19 protein-coding genes are annotated in these 22,594 nt (G+C 46.6%); 11 read left to right on the forward strand and 8 right to left on the reverse strand.

Annotation, left to right across the window (positions count from 1 at the left end):
- The first annotated feature begins 318 nt into the window (after positions 1 to 318).
- From L5L98_RS19655 to L5L98_RS19705, 11 genes are all read left to right on the forward strand, one after another.
- On the forward strand, positions 319 to 2,193 hold the full coding sequence (locus L5L98_RS19655; RefSeq protein ID WP_263143005.1) for a ParB/RepB/Spo0J family partition protein: 1,875 nt from the start codon (positions 319 to 321) through the stop codon (positions 2,191 to 2,193).
- Between the two features lie 124 nt (positions 2,194 to 2,317).
- Positions 2,318 to 2,773: a type II toxin-antitoxin system HicB family antitoxin gene (locus L5L98_RS19660; RefSeq protein ID WP_220774011.1), complete on the forward strand. Its 456-nt coding sequence runs from the start codon at positions 2,318 to 2,320 to the stop codon at positions 2,771 to 2,773.
- A 1-nt stretch (position 2,774) separates the two neighbouring features.
- Positions 2,775 to 3,263 carry a hypothetical protein gene (locus L5L98_RS19665; RefSeq protein WP_220774012.1) on the forward strand — a complete coding sequence of 163 codons (489 nt, stop codon included), beginning with the start codon at positions 2,775 to 2,777 and terminating at the stop codon, positions 3,261 to 3,263.
- Positions 3,264 to 3,293: 30 nt separating this feature from the next.
- A complete protein-coding gene (locus tag L5L98_RS19670) occupies positions 3,294 to 3,515 on the forward strand; it encodes a hypothetical protein (protein ID WP_220774013.1) in 222 nt (73 codons plus the stop codon).
- Positions 3,516 to 4,185: 670 nt separating this feature from the next.
- A complete protein-coding gene (locus L5L98_RS19675; protein WP_220774014.1) occupies positions 4,186 to 4,809 on the forward strand; it encodes a hypothetical protein in 624 nt (207 codons plus the stop codon).
- A 1-nt stretch (position 4,810) separates the two neighbouring features.
- The gene (locus tag L5L98_RS19680; protein ID WP_220774015.1) at positions 4,811 to 5,212 is read left to right on the forward strand and encodes a hypothetical protein; all 402 of its coding nucleotides are present in this window, start codon (positions 4,811 to 4,813) and stop codon (positions 5,210 to 5,212) included.
- 193 nt (positions 5,213 to 5,405) lie between these two features.
- On the forward strand, positions 5,406 to 5,651 hold the full coding sequence (locus L5L98_RS19685; protein WP_006087375.1) for a type II toxin-antitoxin system HicA family toxin: 246 nt from the start codon (positions 5,406 to 5,408) through the stop codon (positions 5,649 to 5,651).
- Complete coding sequence (locus tag L5L98_RS19690; RefSeq protein WP_012197942.1) at positions 5,648 to 5,986, forward strand: type II toxin-antitoxin system HicB family antitoxin; 339 nt, start codon at positions 5,648 to 5,650, stop codon at positions 5,984 to 5,986. The genes L5L98_RS19685 and L5L98_RS19690 overlap by 4 nt, the downstream gene beginning before the upstream one ends.
- A gap of 603 nt (positions 5,987 to 6,589) precedes the next feature.
- The gene (locus L5L98_RS19695; RefSeq protein WP_048908709.1) at positions 6,590 to 7,588 is read left to right on the forward strand and encodes an ArdC family protein; all 999 of its coding nucleotides are present in this window, start codon (positions 6,590 to 6,592) and stop codon (positions 7,586 to 7,588) included.
- A 48-nt stretch (positions 7,589 to 7,636) separates the two neighbouring features.
- Positions 7,637 to 7,936, forward strand: coding sequence for a hypothetical protein (locus tag L5L98_RS19700; RefSeq protein WP_012197944.1), 300 nt, complete (start codon positions 7,637 to 7,639; stop codon positions 7,934 to 7,936).
- Positions 7,937 to 8,494: 558 nt separating this feature from the next.
- Entirely contained in the window at positions 8,495 to 8,854 is a 360-nt protein-coding gene (locus L5L98_RS19705; protein ID WP_259512114.1) for a hypothetical protein, read from the forward strand.
- A gap of 20 nt (positions 8,855 to 8,874) precedes the next feature.
- Here the strand turns inward: L5L98_RS19705 and traI are convergent, their stop codons facing one another.
- From traI to trbB, 8 genes are read right to left on the reverse strand one after another with little or no spacing between them, the layout of a single operon-like run.
- The gene (traI, locus tag L5L98_RS19710) at positions 8,875 to 14,835 is read right to left on the reverse strand and encodes a conjugative transfer relaxase/helicase TraI (protein WP_263143013.1); all 5,961 of its coding nucleotides are present in this window, start codon (positions 14,833 to 14,835) and stop codon (positions 8,875 to 8,877) included.
- Positions 14,836 to 14,893: 58 nt separating this feature from the next.
- Positions 14,894 to 15,073 (reverse strand): thyroid hormone receptor interactor 11-like protein, encoded by a 180-nt coding sequence (locus L5L98_RS19715; RefSeq protein ID WP_259583107.1) that lies wholly within the window; start codon positions 15,071 to 15,073, stop codon positions 14,894 to 14,896.
- A 13-nt stretch (positions 15,074 to 15,086) separates the two neighbouring features.
- On the reverse strand, positions 15,087 to 17,213 hold the full coding sequence (traD, locus tag L5L98_RS19720) for a type IV conjugative transfer system coupling protein TraD (protein WP_263143016.1): 2,127 nt from the start codon (positions 17,211 to 17,213) through the stop codon (positions 15,087 to 15,089).
- 2 nt (positions 17,214 to 17,215) lie between these two features.
- Positions 17,216 to 17,749 carry a hypothetical protein gene (locus L5L98_RS19725; protein WP_263143018.1) on the reverse strand — a complete coding sequence of 178 codons (534 nt, stop codon included), beginning with the start codon at positions 17,747 to 17,749 and terminating at the stop codon, positions 17,216 to 17,218.
- 36 nt (positions 17,750 to 17,785) lie between these two features.
- A complete protein-coding gene (gene traG / locus L5L98_RS19730) occupies positions 17,786 to 20,605 on the reverse strand; it encodes a conjugal transfer mating-pair stabilization protein TraG (RefSeq protein WP_263143020.1) in 2,820 nt (939 codons plus the stop codon).
- A gap of 2 nt (positions 20,606 to 20,607) precedes the next feature.
- Positions 20,608 to 21,996: a conjugal transfer protein TraH gene (locus tag L5L98_RS19735; RefSeq protein ID WP_131525418.1), complete on the reverse strand. Its 1,389-nt coding sequence runs from the start codon at positions 21,994 to 21,996 to the stop codon at positions 20,608 to 20,610.
- Positions 21,993 to 22,157, reverse strand: coding sequence for a hypothetical protein (locus L5L98_RS19740; protein WP_263143022.1), 165 nt, complete (start codon positions 22,155 to 22,157; stop codon positions 21,993 to 21,995). The genes L5L98_RS19735 and L5L98_RS19740 overlap by 4 nt, the downstream gene beginning before the upstream one ends.
- Before the next feature lie 9 nt (positions 22,158 to 22,166).
- Complete coding sequence (gene trbB / locus L5L98_RS19745; protein WP_263143023.1) at positions 22,167 to 22,577, reverse strand: type-F conjugative transfer system pilin assembly thiol-disulfide isomerase TrbB; 411 nt, start codon at positions 22,575 to 22,577, stop codon at positions 22,167 to 22,169.
- Positions 22,578 to 22,594 lie beyond the last annotated feature (17 nt).

Consider the following 22,594-nt stretch of genomic DNA (forward strand, 5'->3'; position numbering starts at 1 on the left):
TGCCGTGGCTCTACGTTCCTGCTTGCCAATCCCTAACGCAATCACCAAGCCCCAAACAAAAGCAAACATCAACGTCCTAAAGCACTGTCCGGTTCATTGCCGGCTAAAGTGTGAGTAAGCGTGCGCTTCTCTATCGTTTGTCATCGTTTCCCTGTCAATACCGTTCACGTCTGCGCTGTCACTTCTTATCTGTCTCATTTCACAACCTGCCCGCCAAGGGAGGCTTCGCCGCTGCGCGCCCTTGTCTGTCAGAACGTGAAATGAGTCAGGAAGTTAGGCGAAGACGAGAACGATATTTAAACGACAGGAAAACAAGCAATGACAAACTCAATTCAAGCGCAAGCAACTCACACTAAAGCCACCACTTTACCTGCCAGCCCAAAGACTCAAGCAGGCTCTCACAAGCCCGATATTGCTCAAAAATCGGCAACAGCGGCTAACGCTGTGGTGGCATTGGCCTCAACAGCAAAGCCAGTGTTACTGCAATTGCAGATTAACCAGTTGGTGTTGTCTGAGAAGAACGTGCGTAAAGAAAATGCGTCCAAGGCTGACGATGAACAGTTGTATGCCTCCATTTTGGCGCATGGCATTTTACAAAATTTGATCGTCGAGCCCATGAACGCGCAAGGCTTATACCCAGTTTTGGGCGGTGGCCGTAGACTGAGACAGCTCATTAAAGCGGTCAAAAATAATAAGCTGAAACCGAAAACGCTTGTGCCTGTTAAGTTGCTGACAGCCGAAGAAGTCGCCAACTATGCCACCGAGCTATCAATGACTGAAAACTTCACACGCGCAAAGATGCACCCAGTCGATGAATTTCACGCTTTTGCTGACATGGTGAATAAGGGCGCGAGCATTGCTGATGTTGCGGCGCGGTTTGGCGTAACAGCGAAATTCGTGCAGCAGCGCATGAAATTAAGCATGGTAGCCCCTGTTGTGCTCGATGCGTACAAAGCGGGGAACGTGTCGCTTGATGTCGTGATGATATTCACGATTGCCAGTGTCGAAAAACAAGTCGAAGTGTGGGAGCTGGCAGGCGATAGACGTTACAACGAAAACCAATTCCGCAATATGCTTAAAGACGCCGCTGTGAATGCTGATCACTATTTGGCTCAGTTTGTTGGCCAAGAAGAATACGAAAAAGCGGGCGGGGTTGTGACCTCAGACTTGTTCAGTGATGAAGTCTATCTTGATGATAAAGCGTTGCTCGAATCATTAGCGACCGCAAAATTGCAAATCGAAGCAGCAAAGTTAATCGCGCGTGGCTGGAAGTGGACACAGATAAAGTTAGTTTCTGAATACGATGAACTTGCAGGGTTTGGGCTTCTAGACTCAAAAGAGGGTGAGTATGATCCCGCTGAAATGGCGCTAGCGGGGTGTATGCTCGTGTTAAAAAGTTATGGTGAGCCTGTCAGTATCTATATTGGGTTAGTGCATAAAGACGACAAAAAGGCACTGGCACAATTAAAAGCCAGTGTGCAATTAGACCCACTCAATGTGGGTGACGTGAAAAAAATTGAAGATAAGGACGCAAGCGGTTATTCCGCTGCGCTCAATGACGACTTACGCGCACAGCGTTTGATTATCACGAAACATGCGTTAATGAGTGCGCCAAGCGTTGCGCTTGATACGTTGCATTTCTCTGTCTGTGTAAGCGCGTTCACTGATTCGCATTATGGCAGCCGTCCACTGCATATCAGCGTTAACGACACCACTTGCCATCCTAAAACGGGAGCGCTCACGGATAACAAAGCGGTGCAGTTAATCGAGGGTGTAAAAGCCAGCCTAAATTTAGCGTGGGTTGGTCTGCCAACGGTCGCTGAACGCTTTAACGCTTTTTGCGCCCTCGATGTAAAAGAGAAAGAAAAGCAGGTGGCTTACGCCACGGCTTCCATGTTCGAGGCGTCAATTGATAATAGTCATAAAGCTGTTGAGGCCGTGATATCCACGCTCGATGTGAAATGGTCTAACTACTGGCGACCTACTGCGGAAACCTTCTTTAAGCGCGTGAGTTTGTCTTGTTTAATTGATATGGCTCAGCCTGTCATGGGTGAGCAGTGGGCATTACAAGCCGCTGCACTCAAGAAAAAGGATTTAGCAAATCAGGTTGATAGCTTAGTGAACGGTGAGCGAAAAGGGCTAGATGATGCACAAAAAGCCTACTTTGATGCGTTGATGCCAGCTGGATTTTAAGCCGCATACTGATGCAGATTTACCCTGTTAATTCAGGGTAAATCTGAGCAAGAATTAACTAAATAAATTGAGTTGTGTGTATGCGTGTGTATAATGGTTCAACGGTTAACGCAGAGGTTTTACAATGCTATTTATGGTCGGGATCGAAAGCCCTGCTGATGAAACGCAGGCGTTTGGTATCGTTATCCCCGTGTTTGAAAAATTAGGCTATGGCTGTTTTTCGGCGGCGGATTGCCAAGAAGAAATCTTGTTTAAGGCTAAAGAAGCCATTTTATTAATGGCTGAGGAAGTGATCAACGATGGTCATTTAGTCGATAGCTTGAATGAAGGTTATCGCGACTATCAGGCATTGCATCCCAAGTTCGACCAATGGATGGCCTTAGAGGTGCCACTAGAGGCGCTTAAAGCCAAACAAAAACGCCTCAATATCACATTGTCAGAATCGCAGATTGTACGTATCGATAGTTTTGTGGCGTTTCATCGCGAGTTCAAAGACCGTTCGGACTTCTTAGCCAAGGCAGCTGATAAGTTAATGAACAGCGCAGACTCAGTAAGATCGTGTTCAAAAGTGGGAGATTGATATGGGCAAAGTAACCGGTATTCCATTTTCAGAGGTGAAAGCGCAGCTTATGGACAATCCCGAGGTTGTCGCGGCCTATGAGCAAGCCGTACAAGCCGATGAACCGATCCACATTATTCCAGTGCAACACAGTGAGGGCGTTATCATGCCAATCAACAATATCGTGAGTTGTACTCGTGAAGGTCATCATGTTTATTTTTCCTTTGTGAATCTGTTTGGTGGCCATCACTATCCAGTGACGATGATTTTTATGCCCTCTGGCGCGGTGAATGTCGTTGTCGGTGGGGCGCGGTATCGATGCCAAGCCAATCAAGTGCAGCGCGTGATTGATGAGTCTGGGCTTGAGCATGAGGGCTTAGCGTGTTTGAAGTATTTGATTGAAGCGGGGGAGTTGAATTTTCACATCCCCGCAGATGTTCACGAACAGCTTAAAGAGCATCCAGAGTTTCAAAAATACCGCCTCATCGAGTGGGAAGATGAAGACATGTGAGTGTTGCGATAACGACAAGGAGGATTAGGCATGTCTCAACGTGCGATAGAGATTGTGAAGATAAGTGATCTCAAGTCCGTCAAACAGGGCGAAGTGTTTGAGTGGTGTATTGATTACGAAGAGTTTCAATGGCGCAAGGGAGATAGCATTCTCAGAAGTCGCACGGGCGCCGATTCTCCTTGGGAAATTTGGCCGTTGACTGATAACACCAAAACCGCTGCTAATCGCAAAGTATTTACGCTGATAAAATGAAAGGACAAAGTGATGATGGCATTCTTGAATAATATACTATTGGTGATTTGTTGGCTGTTCATTGCCATTTCTGCTATTTATTTCGTCGCCGCCGCATTCAGGCTCGTTTTTATTGGCCGCCGATAGTCGCTATTCCCTGTTAGTTCCCCGCAAAACGCGAAACAAGCGGCGGCTGCGCCGCCCTTTTCCGTTTATCTGACAATACCCCTTGGTGTGCTTTGAAACGTGCCTCGGCGGTTAATCTATTTACTCTGAGTGTCTATTGGCTGCTGTCGCGCTATGTCATCTAAATACCACTGATGAACTTGGGCGTTCCCTTCGGTCGGGCTTTTCGCTTCGCTCCCCGCGATAACGTGATCCACTGATGGCAAGCAAGCTTGCCGTGGCTCTACGTTCCTGCTTGCCAATCCCTAACGCAACCACCAAACCGCCAAGCACAGTCCTACTCACTGCGCGGCAAGTGTGGCTAAGCTGGTCGTTTCATTCGGCATCATGGCCGCTCCTGGTTCTATCCCTTTCGTTTACGCTGCCGTCTTATCTGTCGCTCACCACAACCCGCTTGCCAAGGGTTCGCTTCGCCGCTGCGCGCCCTTGTCAATCAGAACGATGGCGAGCGAGCAGGACGTCAGGCGAAAACGAAGATGATAGACCCCAAACGGAGCACACAGCCATGACACACTCAATCACTACCCCAGCAAGCCACACTAAGCCTTTCAGCGAGCAAGCCAGCTTACAAGCGACAAGCAGGCTCTCCAAAGACGATATTCAACAGCAAAAAAGGGGCGAGTTGACGATCATTGTTTTAACTGAAATGAATTTCTTTCACTTTTGCGGCCTCGGACTTGAGGGCGTGGCTAATGAGGCATGGTATCCCTATTCACAAGGGTTATTGTTTGAAGCGGTCGAGCGGTACTTAGTCGCGGCAAAAGTGGCTCAAAATGTCGTATCAATCGATCAACCTCGACGCAATGGCGCAAGTATTGATTATCGCGTGCGTTTTAATGTGTTTAGCACTGACAAAAAACGGGTTTCGGTTCGTTTTCCTGTCGTGATTAAGAATTTTGGCAACGATACGCAATGCCTCTCAGTCGAAGAACTAACGAGGGCGTTAAGTCAGAACTATCGAAATAAGCACGTTTCAATCATGTGGTCTTTACCCTCGGGGATCACATCAACGGTTTATGTGTCGGTGGCGGCTGACGGGGGGATAAGCGATTGCTATACACATCATGCTCTGTGGTTTGTGATGGAAGGGGGCTGCATTGAGTTGGCCACTAACGCGGGGGCGATATGATATGTGCAAACCCTCAGTGACGTTTGAAGAAATGAACACCTATTTACAAGGGCAATATAAACATGAACGTTTATATGGTCGCACCCCTGCAACGGGTTGGCCTGCGGACTATGCAACATCAGTTGTTAGTAGCCACATGGCTGATTTGAATGCTAACGGGATCGGGTACATTGGCCATCACGAATCCGCGACAGGTCAGGCGATCCGTTATACCGTGGACGAGGTTAAATATTCCCCTCGCTTTTTTATTGTTGGCTATGACTCTGAAAACGATATTGCCCAAAAACAATGCTATTTTATTGATTCAGCGATCAATATCGAAAGGGCTCGCGCTAAATGCTTAGAGAGTGCTAATCGCTATCCGATAGTGAGAATTAAGGATCTACAAGGGCATTTTGTGTAAGCAGCCTGAACGTCTTACAGGGGAACATGCGTTCCTCATTCTCGTTAATTCACATCATGACCCATTTCGTTTTCTTCTTAAGTTCAATCCATTCGATAGGTTAAGTCTCGAAAATATCCCAATTGCAACTATATATAGTTGCACTTTTTGCGGTTGATTTGGTATAATGATCCCCTATATAGCAGGGGGCATTATGACGAAAACGGATAAATTATTAGCAAAGCTCAAATCGTCCAAAACACTGACTTGGAATGAATTAGCGGGGGCGTTAAAAGTGCTCGGCTATCAACAAGTCGAGGGTGATGGTTCGAGGGTTAAGTTTGATAATGGCATTCCGAAGGAGTTAATCAACCTGCATAAACCGCATCCTAAAAATGAATTAAAGGCTTACGCATTGCGCCAAGTGAGAGACAAATTAACCGAATGGGGGAAACTATGATGCAAAATACAATGACATATAAGGGTTATCACGGCTCTGTAGAAATCAGCCCAGAGGATAATATTCTGTTTGGGCAGGTGCTATTCATTTCACCGTTGATCAACTATGAGGCCGAAACAGCCAAAGGGTTAGAGCAAGCCTTTCAAGAGGCGATTAACGCTTATCTTGCTGACTGTGCTCAACAGGACATTCAACCAGAGAAGCCTTGCAAGGGATCGCTTAATGTCAGATTAGGCCATGACTTGCATTTGGCTGCGTCTATCGCGGCATTTCAGGCATCGACTAGCACGAATGAGTTTATCAAAAGGGCAGTTCAAAAAAGCGTGGGTTTGTAGGCTGCAAATCGTTGTCGAGCAATGATATCAGCCTGAGCCATGTGATCTACTTAAACTGAACATTACCCCTGATAGCTCCCCGCAAAACGCGAAACAAGCGGCGGCTTCGCCGCCCTTTTCCGTTTATCTGACAATACCCCTTGGTGTGCTTTGAAACGTGCCTCGGCGGTTAATCTATTTACTCTGAGTGTCTATTGGCTGCTGTGGCGCTATGTCATCTAAATACAACTGATGAACTTGGGCGTTCCCTCCGGTCGGGCTTTTCGCTTCGCTCCCCGCGATAACGTGATCCACTGATGGCAAGCAAGCTTGCCGTGGCTCTACGTTCCTGCTTGCCAATCCCTAACGCAACTACCAAACCGCCAAGCACAGTCCTACTCACTGCGCGGCAAGTGTGGCTAAGCTGGTCGTTTCATTCGGCATCACGGCCGCTCCTGGTTCTATCCCTTTCGTTTACGCTTCCGTCTTAATCTGTCGCTCACCACAACCCGCTTGCCAAGGGTTCGCTTCGCCGCTGCGCGCCCTTGTCAATCAGAACGATGGCGAGCGAGCAGGACGTCAGGCGAAAACGAAGATGATAGACCCCAAACGGAGCAAGCAGCCATGACACACTCAATCACTACCCCAGCAAGCCACACTAAGCCTTTCAGCGAGCAAGCCAGCTTACAAGCGACAAGCAGGCTCTCCAAAGACGATATCTCAAAAAGCAAAACAAAAAGTAAAAGTGCAAAAGCATTTAAAAAAGTAGATATGTATCAGGTCGTCACTGATCAAATCATTGCGGCATTAGATAAAGGCGTAAAGCCTTGGGTGTGTCCGTGGCAGAGAAATTCAATCGGTGCAGGTTTGCCGATTAATTTCGATACTAAAAAAGCCTATAGCGGTATTAATGTTTTGTTGTTATGGGCGGCGGCATTTGATGCGGGATTTTCATCAAATCAATTTTTAACCTATAACCAAGCGAATAATTTAGGCGGTCAAGTTCGCAAAGGCGAGAAGGGCACCTCAATTATTTTTTATAAGAGTTGGGAAAAAGAAAATGAACAAGGTGAAAAAGAAGTTATTCCCATGCTTAAAAGTTTCACTGTCTTTAACGTTGAGCAAATCGACGGGTTAAATGTTGAGGAAGTGAAAGGTTTCAACGTAAACAACTCATTTGATGCAATTGATCATGTTGAAAGCTTCATTAATAAAACAGGTGCGAATATTGTAGAGCAAGGAGATAAAGCATTTTTTAGACCCTCTACCGATAACATCGTTTTACCCACTCGCGAACGTTTCTCAAATAGCCTTGATTTTTATTGTACGGCATTGCATGAGTTAACGCATTGGACAGGCGCAAAAAGCCGATTAGACAGAATAAAGGGATCTCGGTTTGGTTCGGATGATTACGCCTTTGAAGAATTGATCGCTGAATTAGGCGCAAGTTTTTTAATGGCCGAGTTAAATATTAGCGGTGACGTTCAGCATGAGTCTTATATCGCAAGTTGGTTAACGCAGTTAAAGAATGATAAGCGCTATATTTTTAAAGCCGCCAGTGCCGCGTCTAAGGCTCATCAGTATTTAATGCAAGTCACATGCGAACAGTTAAAGGCCGCTTGATTTTATAGGCTTAGTTTTCACTAAGCCTTTTATTAGATAGGAATAGATATGTCGGATAAAACAATAGAAGATAAATTGAAGTGGCTTGGTGCATTATATACATCTAAAGGGATAAATGAATTGGTCAAAAACGGCCATGGTAATGGTTTAGCGTTAGCGTCTTTGTTCTATCGTCACGCGATCGGAGATTGGGGAGATTTAGAGAATGAAGATTACCAGCTTAATAATGAGATGTTAATTAAGGGCGGTCGTATCCTTTCAGCTTATCAGTTTGAAGGTGTAGAAATATGGATCATCACCGAGGCAGACAGAGCACGAACCACCGCATTATTGCCAAGCGAATATTAAGCCGCCACGCTTGCAGAAAACGCACTCATTGAGTGCGTTTTTTTTGGCCTGAAAATCCCCCGATACCTTTGCCGCTTCATACGGCAGCAGCCTAGCAAAAATCGAAAATTCCCAAAAAATCCCCAAAAAATGAAAAGTGCAAAATCCTGGCGAAATAGTGAAGTTGGAACCTTGAGAAAAGAACCACACCCCACGCAAGAATTGATAAATCAATTCTTATGGTTGTTTGTGGTGTAAGTTATTGAAATTAATTGTTTAAATATCAGAATGGTTTAAATGTTTTTTTTTGAAAATTCATTTCGTTTTTACACTAAATCGTATTAAAGGTGTATTAATAAAATAATACAATCGTATTAAAAGCCCTTGTGCCAATGGTTTCAGGCGGATTAATACAGTATTAATACCGAGTGTATTATTTAGTATTAACGTGATGTTTATAAAGGAATTACTCATTAACTCAATTTGTGAGTGTATTAAACTTTAATACACTGGTTAATACAGTTATAATGCAAATCTATACGTAGTTAATACACTTTTAATACATTGGATAATGTCACTATGGCCAGAAGTAAAGTTGTGCAAGTCCCCTGCGATGCAGGTCTCTATGCCAAGATTGTTGCTTATCGAGAAGAGAAGGGTTTGGAAAAAGATGCTGCTGCCGCGCGAGATTTGATCTTGTTTGCTCTGCGTATTCTTGAGCATAAAGATGATGCCGAGGGGTTATCTACTCGCGAACTGTTAGAGGTGATTCTGACCTATACAGTTAAGGCGCAACACACTAGCAGTCTGGTCTATTACCAGACATACAATGCGGCACCTGTTGATATACAGAATGCTGGTATTAAGCATAAGGACACAATGAGAAAGGCAGAGGAAAAAGTTGAGCAGATTTTAGCGGGCGAAAATAAAGAGGACTAAGTGTCCTCTTTATATATTCATTACATGGTCTTTTCCCCAATATCCAATTTAGGATTGTCGATGTTGGGGCTATGTTCTTTCGTGGTTGAACGGTGGCTATCCATTGCTAAATGTTGATAGTGTTCATCGTGCTTTATTTTATTCGTCGTTACGTTAGTGCTGTCATCTTTCATCGTGATATTTTTTGTGCCTGCAATGTCATTACTCAGTGATTGAATGGCTTTAGATAGGGTATTATCTTTTGTCGTGATGCTATAGATCGCTTCGTTGACTAATTGCTTTGTCGTTTCGACTTTGTTTAAGCCATCAGGTATCAGGTTGGGTTCAATAATAACCGCATGTATATTCTCCTTGCTGAATTTATCCGTAAGGTCACTAGCCAGTTTTGCAGTGTCTTGTGAATTATTGGTATCAAGTACCACTATCACGTTTTCGCGCAATTCATTTGTATTGAATGTTTTAGTGTCATTATTATTGTTTAGCGCAATAACATCAGCCCCGTTTTTATTGTCAGCATTTATCTTAAGTGCATTCTCTACCCCGACAGCGACAATGCTATAGTCTGAATTATTGCCTTTGTTGATCGTCGTGCTGTTCCCCGATTTAGAGCCGAGTATGCGCTTGTTTATTTTAAGCGCTGCAATGTCACCGCTGGATTTATCAAGGTAAGTAATTTCTACTGCCTTGGTCTCATCCTTATCATTGGTGATGTTCGCAATTAATGCGGGGAAGGTCCCACGTTTTTCTGACGAATAAACGGCATCGTGAAAACGTAAGTTTTCATGCTGCTTAACGTCGATGCCTTGCTTGTTTAAATACGTCTGTGCGAGTGAGTTTTCGATAGGTTTCGCTTCATTAAAGTATTGCTTCGCGCGCGCTTCTAATTGACTTTGCTTAACCGGAATGGCATGTGTTAATTCATCATGCTGTGGGTTTTTTACCAGATTATATTTATCGGGTTCGTTCATCATTTTATCGGCTTTATAAAGTGCATCCTTATAACTGCATTTTTCAGCGACCATAATCAGGTTAATTAGGGTGCCTTTATCGCCGGTTTTCCAGTCTTTAAAATAGCCACGATATTGGCCCGTTGTGGTCAATGTTAGGCTCCCCTCTTTGCCAAATGTCAGGTTATCTTTGTCTGATTTATCGTGGTTCGGCTCACCTAAAAGCTGCGTTGCCAGCGATTCACTGTAGGCCGGAAGCTTGGCATTTAGCTCAGTGGCCATCCGTTTTAGATCCACATATCCATTCACATCGAGGTACTTTGGGTTTTCCTGCGGCAAGGGTTTGTCATTAAATAGCGGGGTATGTTCAGGGTAATACTTATCTCTTGTCTCAAGTGCAGAGACTTTATTGGGATCGTTATTGACCCATGAGAGCATCATTTTTTGCGGGTTATCGGTGATGATTTTTACGTGCTTACTGGCACGGGTGATATCGATATACGCGCGCCTTACGTTAGTTAATGCACCTTGGCCCTTAATCGCGGTAATGACATTCTCATAGGTTGCCCCTTGCGCCATATCGGCGGTGCGGGTGTATGCGTAATCCCAATGAGCATCTTTCAACTCTTTGGTTGAGAGCGTTAATGTGTGGTTATCCGTTGATTTGAGCTGCATTTGTTTATCGTCAATGCTGCTAACGGTATAGGTTTTGTTGCCCTGCATTTCACGATCAATATCACTTTTGCGGAGCATAATACTGTCGCCTTCTGCGAGAGGTTGCTCACTCTTGGCCCAAAGGTTCGTGAATTTGTGACCATGATTTTTGGGGAAGAAATGCTTTTCCTCGCCGGTTTTCATATCCGCGAGGGTGAGCATGTTATTGAGCTTATCGACCTTCATAATTTCAAAATAACTGTCTTTACCGGTCGTCAGGATTAACCCCTGCTGATAGGGCAACATGGTCGCCAGTTCCGCCTTACTGGCATGAACTCCGCGTAATCTCGGCACGGTGAATTGCTCGGCACTGAGGCTTTTTTGTTGCTGTAACCCTTGGCGTATTTCGTGGGTAATGTCGTCGCGTTCCTTGTTGGTGTACGCAATGATAAGGGTATTTTCACGCGCTTTAGGTGTTCTGGCCAAGTATTCCAGTGCCACAGTGGCGGGCAGGGCTTCGGTCGCAAGTTGCTGGTTTTTCTTTGGGTTATCAGTTAGCGGCTGCAAAGTTGAAATGATATTCAAGCTTTGATTGATGTTAGCTGTCGCCTGCTTTTCGGGCGTTACCACGTCGTTAGCGGTGGGCGGGGTGTATTGGTCAAAGGGTAATTGTTGCTGAATTTTATCAATAGCGCTTTCGCCCTGGCGATCAACAATATTGTGTACTGCACTCAGTAGCGTGCTGTTCTGTTGGCGCACAATGTCTTTCATGGTGATGCTATTGATTGCGCCTTTGTTTAACGCGAGTTCAAATGGTTTACCCGCTTCTTGGGACGTTAACTGTTTAGTGTCACCCAAGAACACGGCGCGCGCGCCTGTTGTCTCAATCAAATGGGTAAATTTATCCATTTGGGCGTTACTGGTCATGGAGGATTCATCGAGCAAGAACACGGTGTTGGCGTATTGGTCCGGTTTCGCATCTTGGCTTAAAAAGTTGCTTAGGAGTGATTGCACCGTTTGGCTTTCGACGTTCTTGTCTTTGAGTTCGTTAACGGCGGCGTGTGTCGGCGCTAGACCGATGAATTGTGTCGGTGTCTTATTGGGTTGTGTGTTGAGAATGGATTCGCTTTGTTTAACGAGATCGATACCCGTTTCAAGCATGGTCGATTTACCCGTACCGGCTAACCCTTTAACTGCCACAAATCGGTCTTTGGTGGTGGTGATAAGCAAGGTCGCGTCTTTTTGGCCATCGGTCAGGTTTTGATTTTGACTGAGTACCTGCGCGGCGTGTTCAACGCTGGTAAGGGGCGCAAGTTGATCTTTGCCCGCTTGTAGTCTGTCTAAAATACGCACTTCGGTATCGATGGCGGCTTGGGTGGTCCAGCGGGTGCCGTCGTGGTATTCGGCGCTCAGGAGTGAGGGCGCGCCTTTATCCGTGCTGTTCGTGGCCATGTGTTGCAGGGTGTTGATGATTTCATGTTGGGTAATGCTGGTGCCTTTTTCTTCAAAGGCGTACTTGATCGCATTAACAATCAGTTCTTTTTGTGAGTAACCGGCTTCTTTCTCGCTAATGTGCTGGATGGCAAAATCCACGGCATTGTGAATAAGCCCTTTGTCTTGATGCTGGGCACCAATGGCATTCAGTGCTGCGGTCACATCTTGGGTGAGCAGGGCCGTAGTTTGGCTATTCACGAACTTTTCTGGCATATCAGCGGCTTGCATGATGCGCGAAATACTGGATGGTTTCACCTCACTTTTTTCTAATCGGTCATCAAATTGTTGTGCCTTGTCGGTGAATATATCGATGTGTTTGATGCCTTGTGTCAGCGTGTCATGTAACCACTCTTTTGAGGCGCTATAGGCTTTAATGTTGACGATGTGGTGACTTGCATTAGGGCTGGCATTGCTTGGCGTGGTGGCGTAACCATGATTGAGCGGCGCATGGTGCAATGCACTGGCTTTAACGCTGTGCTGTTTGCCGCTTTCGTCTTTGAGCGTGACCCATTCTTTGGACAGGGCGTTGATCGTATAAATTTGTTTGCTCAAACCACTGTCTTGATGGTTTGTGGCCATGATGAGTTTGTCGCCGTTGGCGATATGTAAATTGTCCGGTTTAGCGATCGCGTACTCTGCGGCTTTAAAGGCTTTGCTGCTGGGGTTAATCTCAGATGCTTTACCGTTTTTGTCTATCAGCGTGAGGGTGTTGTTATCGCGGTTTACACTGTCCACCGTCAATTGCTGCTGTTGATTGCGGCCGCCGACTTTTTGCCATTGGGTGAGTACCATGCCCTTGGTGTACTGGCCGACGACTTCCCGTTGCTGCGCGGATAAGAACACGGGATTAAGGGTAGGGATGTTGAGCCCAAGGCGCGATACATCACCTTGATTTTGCAGTTCTGCGCGAATGGCGCTGTTAAGCTGCTTCACGTCTTTGTGGGTGCCCGCAATGACTTGGGTGTGTTGCTTCTCGGGCAGTTGCGCGTAAGTTTTTGCAATCAGGTTAACCCTGTCACTGTCTTTGCTTTCATGCAGTCGCATGGCTGTGTTGCTTTGTTTGGTGGCGACCCAGTTGCTTTCGTTTACGTTGCCTTTTTTAAGCACCTCGATAGCGTTACCGGCTTTCATGCCTTGCTTGGCATTGGCGTGATTGAGCAAAATCACTTTACTGTTACCCGCTTTGGCTTGCGCGAGCAGGGCATTAAAGTCGTTAAGGCCGAGTTTATTGGCGTTCTCAACCACTAAAATATCGCGGTTAGTGTTGTTGGCCGTTTTAGTAAAGCTGCTGAGTGTGTGTGTGTGGTCAGGTTTGAAGTGGTTCATTATCCACTTGCCAATAGTCGATGAATCGCGTTGCACTCGTTCACTGGTTTGCAGTTTGCTTTTCATGTCAGGGGTAATGATGTGAATACGTTTACCGTTGGCCTCACCGACATTGAGCAGGGCGGTCGCGAGCTGTTCACTGCTACCAAAGACGTTCACTAGGTTAACTTGTTTGGTACTGGCGAACAGTTCAGAGACTTTCTTTTGGTTGTCCGCATTTAAGCCTTTGCCTTGAAGCGTGTTGGTATCGACCACTTGGCGCATGTTGGCCGTTTTTGGCTTGATGCTCTCTAACAGGTTAGTTTCGGCTTTAATGTGGGCGGCGCTGGTAAAGGTCGCAGACTCTTTATCAAGCGGAATGAGTGCGCCATCTTCAATGTGCTTATCGAGTGCCAATTTAATATCGAGCGCATCGAGCTTCTGGCCTTGCGTAAATTCAAGCGTGGCTGATTCCACTAATTTCGCGTAATTAAAACGGTTTTGGGTGTTACTGGCATGCTCAATCGCACGACTCACCGCATCGATAGCGGCGGGTTTGAGCGCTAACGCATTGAGTGATGTTTCTCGTGACATGCTGTTTGTTACAAAGCCTGTCAGGTTAAAGCCACTGTTATTGGCTTTGTTTTTCCATTGCTCAAACAAGGTGGCTTCGCTGGTATAGGCTTTACTCTTGCGGGTGTCCTTTGCGGCCACATCCCGCGCCGCTTGAGAGTCTAAACCTAAGCTTTGGGTTTGTTCGTTGATTTGCTGGCTACGGGTTGAAAAGGTATCGAGTAAGGACTGCGGGACACCTTCCACTTCAAACAAATTATTACCCAGTGAACGAGTTTGATAACCCGCTTGTTCAACGCTGCGGGCTAAGGCGCTTTGATAGAGCGAGGTATAGTATTTTTGATGGTTATAAACCCGCTCACCCGTGCCATTGATGATGCCGCCTTTTTGTTTAAAGCTGCTTGCCAGCGCGCGCAATGTGCCCTCGCTGTCCTTGGTCATGTTGGCGGTGAGTGAGTGGGTGTGCAACTGCGGATCTTCTTCACGGCTGGTTTTGTGACGCACCATTGCAAACAGCAAATTGCCCGTGTTTTCAAAGGACGTCGCTTTGGTATCTGGGTTAGTTTGTCTGGCCTGCGCCGCATCTTTCTCGATATGCGATAACGCGAATTTTACCGCGTCATCGTGCGCTGTCATTAAGCGTTTATCGCCGCCCACGAGTGCAAGTAAACTGACGGATTTAGGCGCCGAAAAGGTAAAGTCAAAACCGTTGCGGGCGTTGCTGTTTTGGGTTTTAAGCGTTTGGTCGTTCAGGCTACCGGCTAACACCTCTTTGAGTTGATGCTCTTCAACGGGCTTACCTAACATTCCCTCTTGTTCTGCCAGTTTGCCAAACCATTGGGTATTGGGCTCGGCGCTCTGCTCTTTCAAGTAATAGTTGGTTTCCCCTTCTTTGGCGTCCGCTGCTTTTTCTAACGACACATCAGGCAAATTGAGGTTCTTTTCTTCACTGAGGTAGTAGCTGGCCGCGCCGCCAGCGCTCGACGCAATGGGACTGATGGAAAGCATAATGATATTCCTTTAGAGGGACCTCGCGCGGGGCGCGAGGTGAACTAATCCGGTAGGTTTATTCTGAGTCGAGTTGGGCTTTGATTTCGTCAGACGTGAAGCCCAGCGCTTTGAGTTCCGCGATGGCTTCAATTCGACGCATGACGTTCATCCGTTCATGGTCATTTTTAGAGCCTTTACGTGAGGGCTTTTTCGCCGACAATTCGGGCACTCGTGTCGTGGCGTTGAATGAGGTCATCGTTTTAGCTCCTTTAGTCGAGCGATATTTCTTCGTGTACTGAGGCTATTTGTTGCTCTTCAAGTCGCTGTGCATCCTCAATGTGCTGGTCATTGGCCTTTTGTTTTTCAGCGGCTTTTTTCTTCTGCGCATCCTTGAGCGCTAACTCAGTCGGTTTGGCCTTTTTCGCATCGATGAGGCTTTGGGCGACCGCATCGGTTTTTTCAGCAAGTTTGGTCATGCGCTGCGCTTCCGCGCTGCGTTCATCATTGTTTTCATCCCCTTCATACATGGTGTCATGAATGCTTTGAAGCTTGGTTTTATCTGCCTTATCGACGTGTTGAACCGCACTGAACTGGTGATAGTTCAGGCTCCATTCAATCTGCTTTATGTTTTCAGACGGGGTGTAGTTGCGTTTGATAAATGGGGCGCACAGTGAGCGCATTTGGTTAAACTCTAAATCCACTCTTACCACGGGATAATTGCCAGGCGTGCGCAGCCAAAATTGTAAATCTTCAAGCTGCATGATTTCAGAGGGCGTGACCACAGGGCGGGTAATGGTTTGATGGCCCAGTGATACGCCATCCCTGATTTCATTAGCGCCGTAGCTGTATTGCTCTTTAGAGACATCAACTTCTTGCTCGCCTAAATCGTGAGACGAGATTTTGGCCATTTCGTTAGAGGGTGAACGGAAAAATAGCCGAGTGTTGAGCAAGTCGAACATTTCAAGCGCCGCATTTTCGCCATAGACTTTTTTAAGCTGCGCAAAAGACTGAATACCTATGACATAACAGCCGCCGAACTTACGCACTTCTGCGATTGTTTCGGCAAGTTCAGGTAACTTGTGCAAGCTTGGTGCTTCATCCATCAACACCCAAATTCTGCGGTCCGGATCTTCGTCTTGTTCTAAAATGGCGGTCGAGGCAATGGATAGCCACATTGAGATCAAGGGGCGCAATGATGCATGTTGCTGTGCGTTACTAGATAGAAATAGAAAGCCATTTTCGGCATCGTTTTTCACCCACTCACGAATTGAAAATTTGCGGCGAAGGAGTTTTCCCTGTTCGTCCTTTTCATCCAGTCCGGCAAGGAATCGTAATGATTTGATGTAGGCAGCGAGGACCGATTTAATGGATATCGCCGTTTTTTGGATTTTATCTGATACCAGTGAGGCCGATTCGGTCCCTTTTAAGTATTCACTTAAGGACTCAAGTTCGCTGGTCAGCATGAGTTCAAGCAGTCGTTCAGTGGTTTGGTTCTTTTTAGGTTCATCTTGCATCTTAAATGCAGTAGATGAAAAAATGGTACGTGCTGATTGCACCCAAAATGGATCGCCCTCGCCGTGTTGGGGAATGAGCGCGCTCGCCATGTTCTCAAAATCTGAGGGTTCATGTGCATCACACCACACATCCCAATAGGCACAGCGTTCATCAAACGGGTTTAGTAGTACGTCCGTTGCCGGATTATAAAATTTACTGACAAAGGTACAGCCTTTGTCATAGATAATGGCTTTGTCGCCCCGTTCACGTATCCACGTTAAAAACTTACGCAGCGCCACGGACTTTCCTGCGCCCGTGGTGCCATCAAGTAACAAGTGTTGTACTTCAAAGCGTTCTTTGAAAATACCGATACCATCGAGCTTGAAATCGGACTGGCGCTTGTCCTTTTTAAGCTGTTTTGCTAATTCCTTCGGCGTGGCTTTTTGCATCCCCCGAATAAAGTGTTCCTCGGTTTGCTCATCGCCTTTTTTCTTGAAATACCACATGGCCACTGACAGGAAAACGATGCCAATCACACAGCTAATAAGGAGGTAAATTTGTGTCCATAACCAAAAGCGGCTGTTGGCCGCAATCAGTATCGGGTTTTCTAATTGAGACCCTAACGTACTGGTATAGACAGTGCCTTGCCATTCAGTCTGCATAACATGACTTTCTGGTCTAAACACGCTAACCGTTTGGTTTATCCAATAATAATAAGCGCCCGTTAAGGTGTCTTTATCAAGGAAGAGATAGCATAGCAGCGCTGTTAAGATGAGCACGCCAAAACACGTCCAGCGGACAAGCACGGCGTTAATCTGCAGAAACATCCGCAAATTGTGAAATAAAATCTGGCCACCACGGGTGTAGTTACTGCCTTTAGTACGTTTGGGGTTTAAGGTCACGTCTAGGGTTCCTTTTTCGGTTTATTGGCTTCGAGGGCCTTCTTTTCTGCGAGGCGTTTTTGGGCGGCAGCGCGATACTTAAGATCGGTAAAGTCTAAGTAAGTGCCGTAATCGCTGTATTCCAGTAGCACATGGGTGGTGTCATTTTGAAACTCGGCTTTATCGAGGCGTAATGGCTCCGATACGAAGGGGGCCATTTTTATGCGTGGGTATTGGCGGCTAAGTTGTTCTTCTAGCGCCTTATACTTTTCTAAGGAGCTAGGGAAGGTAAACAGGATGCTTCCTAATGTTTGAGCGTCATCAAAATAGAGGGTGGCCTCTTTAAGTTGTGGCTCATCAAATTGCTTGCCTGTCACGTTATAGTAATTCCAGCTATCAGGTAAACTTGATTGGGTATTTTTGTATTGGAGGGTGTAGGTTTGCTCAACCTCTTGCCTCGTAGATTTGCCCAAGGTGAGGCCGAACAGAGTGGTTTCAGCCTGCGCCAAGGGGCTTAATAAGCACAGCAACAGTGCACCTGTTTTAATGATGTTCATGAGTTATCTCTTTGTGATTGAAAGTCATGGCTATTATCACATTTTTGGTCCTGTATTAAAGGGGCTTGATTGACGCACTGTTTCCGCCATTTTTTCATCGTCACTTGGATTGTCTTGCGGTGTTTGAATTAAGGCATGCGCCGCTTTCGCATCAGCACGGGCTTGTTCCATATCGATGCTCTGAACATTTGAAGGGGTGTGATCGCGCTCTTCCTTCCAAACATCTTGTCTAATTTCAGCGTTACCTTGCGCCGCATGGCCTTGGATGCGCTCAAATTCGCCCGTTTGATAGAGGCTTTCATTAAGCGGCGCAGGGGCATAATGTGGTGATTGCTGTTTATTGACATCAATGTCTGAAGCGTAACGCTCCTGAGCTTGCACAATGTCATCTCTGTTTTGCGGAAATTCATGATTTTTATATTGCTCAGCCATCGCTTTGACTTCGGGGCTGTTTGCAAATTCTTCGACTAGCTGGTTTCTCGTCTCTATCGCGTGAGGGGTTTCGCCTTTGATCACGTCCATGGCATCACCTTCTTGCTTTCTTGCTTTTCCTACGTAATTAACAAAATCCTGATTGAAATCGCGACCAACACTAATTGAGCCACTTTTGATGCTATTGGCTGCATCAGTGTAACTTTGTGCTTCGGTGAGCTGAGATTGGTAGTTTTTAGCTTGGGTTGTTGCTTCGTTAATTCCCTGTAGGAAGCTTTGCGTTTCACCTGTATTTTTACTGTTTGTTTCGCTCGCTTGTTCGCCGCTACTATATGACTTCACGGTGTTAACGTTAGTGCTAAACTGGTCAAGGTAGCTTTCTTGGCGACTTGCACGTTCGCTTTCACTCATGCGCGAGCTGTCAGACTCATCGGTTGACCCTTTGGTGCCAGTATTGGCGGAAAGATGTGCGCTAGAACCAAAAAATCCATCCCCAGGTGTGCCAACTTTTACCCCTGCTTCTGCGGCTATATACATAGTGGTTAAATCGCTTAAGGCTTGTTCTTCTGACACGTTAAAATCTTTGGCATAAGACTTCACTGTGCTACTCATATCTGAGAAGCCTTTGTTATGGGAACCACTGTCGCCAGTGGCGCTATTGCTGCCATAACTGTTCGATGTATTAACTCCGCTCATTTGACTTAACGCGGCATTGTTGACGCTTGCAATGCTTGTACTGACTTGCTCACCAGAAACCTTGCTGGCATTGATGCTATCAGTGGCTGATTGAGATAATGAGTTTGATAACACATCATTACCGCTGATGTTCACAGGCAAGCTACGACTTAAAGCATTTTGGCCACTAATGACCTGTTTGCCATCATCAAAGGTGGTGGTCTCATAGCCGGTTGCATCTTGCTTGGTGTTGCCATGAATACGTTCAACGCCAGTGGTGTCGATTTTATTGCCGTTGGTGTTGTTGTAGCTGTAGTTATCCACCTGAGCGTTACCCAAATTGATATCACCACTTGCCGCACTGGCAGAGGTGCGCGCGTTAACGCTGCTCATCATGCCCGCGAACTGATGCGACATACTGCTCATTACCGACGCGCCGCCTTTCATAATGAGCGGGACAATTAATGTCGGTACGCTCATCATTAAAAAGCCGGTCATGGCCGCATAGCGGGAGTGCATTTCTTGTAAGGGATCAACGTTGCTTAACGTGATACCGCCGTAAATGTTAGTGATTTCGGTGGCGTTAAGGGATAAGCGCGTGGTCATGATGAAGTTAATGAGGGCAAACATCACCGGCCATGTGCCAAGGTAGATAAAGCCTTTGAAATAGTTGCCGAGCACTTGAAACGTGAGTGAGGGGATCATGGCAATCGCCACCACTAAAAAGGCGACAGAGCTAAACAGCAAAAACAAAATCGATTGCAGCATGGGCAAAAATTCGCGCGCCTGCAGGGCCATTCCCGCCCACATCGATGTGGTTTGCATTTTGTTTTGCGTATAGGCGTAGTTGAATGCGGCGGCGGTGTTGTTGCTCACCGCTGCATCATCTGCAAGGCCATTTCGCAGGGCGTTAATCGTCATGTTTTGCAGCGTGATTTGCGACGCGCTTTGACTGATATTGGCGTACTTTTGATAACCACTGCTGATGCTGGTATTCAAAAAGCTTTGTTGGCTTGTGGCCTTTTCACCATAAATCCAACTGCCCAGTAACTTGATGCTTTTTGCGCTGTCAGCTTGGAAAAGTTGCTTGAGGCGCGGAAGGGCTTCTTTGCAAGTGGGGTAATCATCAAAACCCATTTGAATCGCCCGTAGCGGCGAAGGGTTGTGAGTGGCTAAAAAGTCCCAAATGTCCGGCGCACTGGCTAAATCTCGCCATGTGTATTTATTATTGAGTAGCATATCTCCGCGAATACAACTGCTGATGTAGTGCTGCCAATAGCCTTTAAGTTGGGTGTTTTCTATCTCGCTTTGTCTGGATAACTTGTACAGTTCAGAGCCAAACATCATGCCCGTTTTACTGTATTGTTGATCATCGGGTACGTGAAAAATATCTTCCACCGTTTGGGTGGTGGCATACATATAATGCGACGCCCATGAGGCCGGATACGCCACAATCGCGGGCACATTGTCCACGCGATAGTTACCCGTCGGATTGGTTAAATCGGTAATTTGCACTGTGGCGGTGGTGTTCATGGCAAGCAATGGCACGGCAAAGTAAACCGCGCACCATTTCATAATCGCGTTATGGTCACGCTTGATGAAAAAGTGCAGCGCGGTGGCCACAACGGCAAACAGCGCACAGATGCTTATCATGCTGGCAAATGAATCGGACTTGAACAGCACGGCAATGGCATTCATCACTTGCTTGGCCACGTCACCGTTGCTGTAGGTGAAAATCTCAACTGCCATGGTTATCGCTCCCCAAAATTCAAGTTGGCCTTAGCTTTAGCGCTCATGGCGCCAGTTATTTGCTGTTTGATTTGCTGGTTTTGCATAATGAGCTGGTGCTGTGATATCGCGTCTTCTTGGGCTTTGGTTGCCAGTCCCGCTAAGAAACGATTAGCGTTGATAATGTCTTTCTCGATGCGATCAATGTCTTTGGGATCATTGTTCGTGGCCGTGATTGAAGATTTCACAATCGACAGCATGTTTTGCAGATAGAGGGTAATAAACTGCACGCTGATGATTTTGGCGTAAGTATTGGTTTGGGGCGCAAGTCCAGCCTCCAATTCGGTGCGTAAAAAGGTCATGATGGGCAGTGTGGTGTATTCGAGCAGTGACTTGTCGTTATCTGTGAGTGGCTGGTCGTTTTGCATCTTGCTGGCGATACCTCTGAGTAAGGTTTCTACGCGGTATTGCAGGCCGTGATTACTTTGGATGGTGATCGTTTGTTGTGTCGGTGCTAAGCATTGGTCAATGGCTTGATTGGTGCATTGATAACTTTCAGCTTTGCCGCCCTCTAACAGACTATTAATCAGGTTATTGTTGTCGGTCAGCAGTGAGCCATAACCGCGCGCATTGCCAGTCGCGTCATAAATGTAAGTGCCTGAAATCGACATGAGAAATTCTGCCAAGGTCGGATCGCTGGCAAGGAAGGTGTTTTTTAAAATGGCGGCCCACACAATATTGGTGTTTTTGCGCACCATGTCTTTTAGTGCGGGATCTTTCTTGGCGTTATCGAGCTGATTGTTAGCTTGACCGCCCGCGCCGCATTCTTGCTGGCCAGATACCCAATCCGCAAAGGCGTTATTTTGTGTGCCCATGGTGGCACAAATGTATTTTTGACTGCCAACACCTGCAAACCCCGCCAGTGCCGAGACGCCCGCTTGGGCACTCTCGCAAGAATTGATCGACTGATTGAGATACTTATCAGCAATGGCCGTTAGCGTGTCCTTAATCTGTTTGATTTGTGGTGCCCACGTCTGCAGGGCTAAATCGACGGCAAACGGCGCTGCGTTAGCAATGATGGCCTTGCCTTGTTGCACAAGGGCGTCAGAGTTAATGTGGCTGAATCCCCCCATAAACATATCAATACCGCCACAGCCTGCGGCAATGCTGGGCATTTGCACACTCACCAGTTGTGCGTCGCGAATGGGGCTACGCACAAAGAGATTGCCGCCGCTGTAGTAGTTGGCGCTTTGGCCTTTGAATGAGCCCGGATTGGTCACGTTAGTGCCATAGCCTAGGCCATTGAAAAAATCGTTTAGTGAACCTGAAACCCCCGCGCTATAGGCGTGTGTTGTCAGCAAACATGAAATAGTGACGCCAAGTAGTGTGCGCGTCAGTGCTAAGCGTTTCATGATTTACCTCCGGTATTACCGCTTATGCTGCTATTAAGGCGCGGGGTTAGTGTGCGTAGCGCACGCAAGCAAACGGCACTTAACAATGCATGCACGGGGACGAGTACGAATTTATAAATGGCTAAGGCCAGTAAAATATTGATGATCAACATCGTGTCCATGAGTTGCTCCTAGCGCATGCTTGCAATGACTTGTGGGTCATTGAGGGATTGAAGATAGCTTTGTTGAAGCTGCGAGGACGTCACATCCCCGACGGTTAAACGGACAAACTTACGGGTATTGACGTTGATCAAGAATGTGGCGGGCACTGTCACGCTGCGCGGGTTCTCAAAGAAAGTGGCGGCAATGTCTGGCGTGGAAGGTATCGGTACTTCAAAGCCTGATATCCCTTGGTTGTCGAGCGAAAAGGCATAGGTATAGGTGCCTGTTTGCGCCGCAAGCTGTTTCAGTTTCGGGGCGAACTGGTGGCAAAACGGGCAGTCAGAGCGAAAGAAAAACACTAACGCGTAATCATTCGGATTGGCGGCAACAGCTGCCCCCATAGGCGTCGCCTTAGCGCTTAAAGAGAATAGAAGAGTCATTAACATTACTGTGATGA

The organism is Shewanella sp. SM23, assembly GCF_025654295.1.
GTDB lineage: Bacteria > Pseudomonadota > Gammaproteobacteria > Enterobacterales > Shewanellaceae > Shewanella > Shewanella oncorhynchi.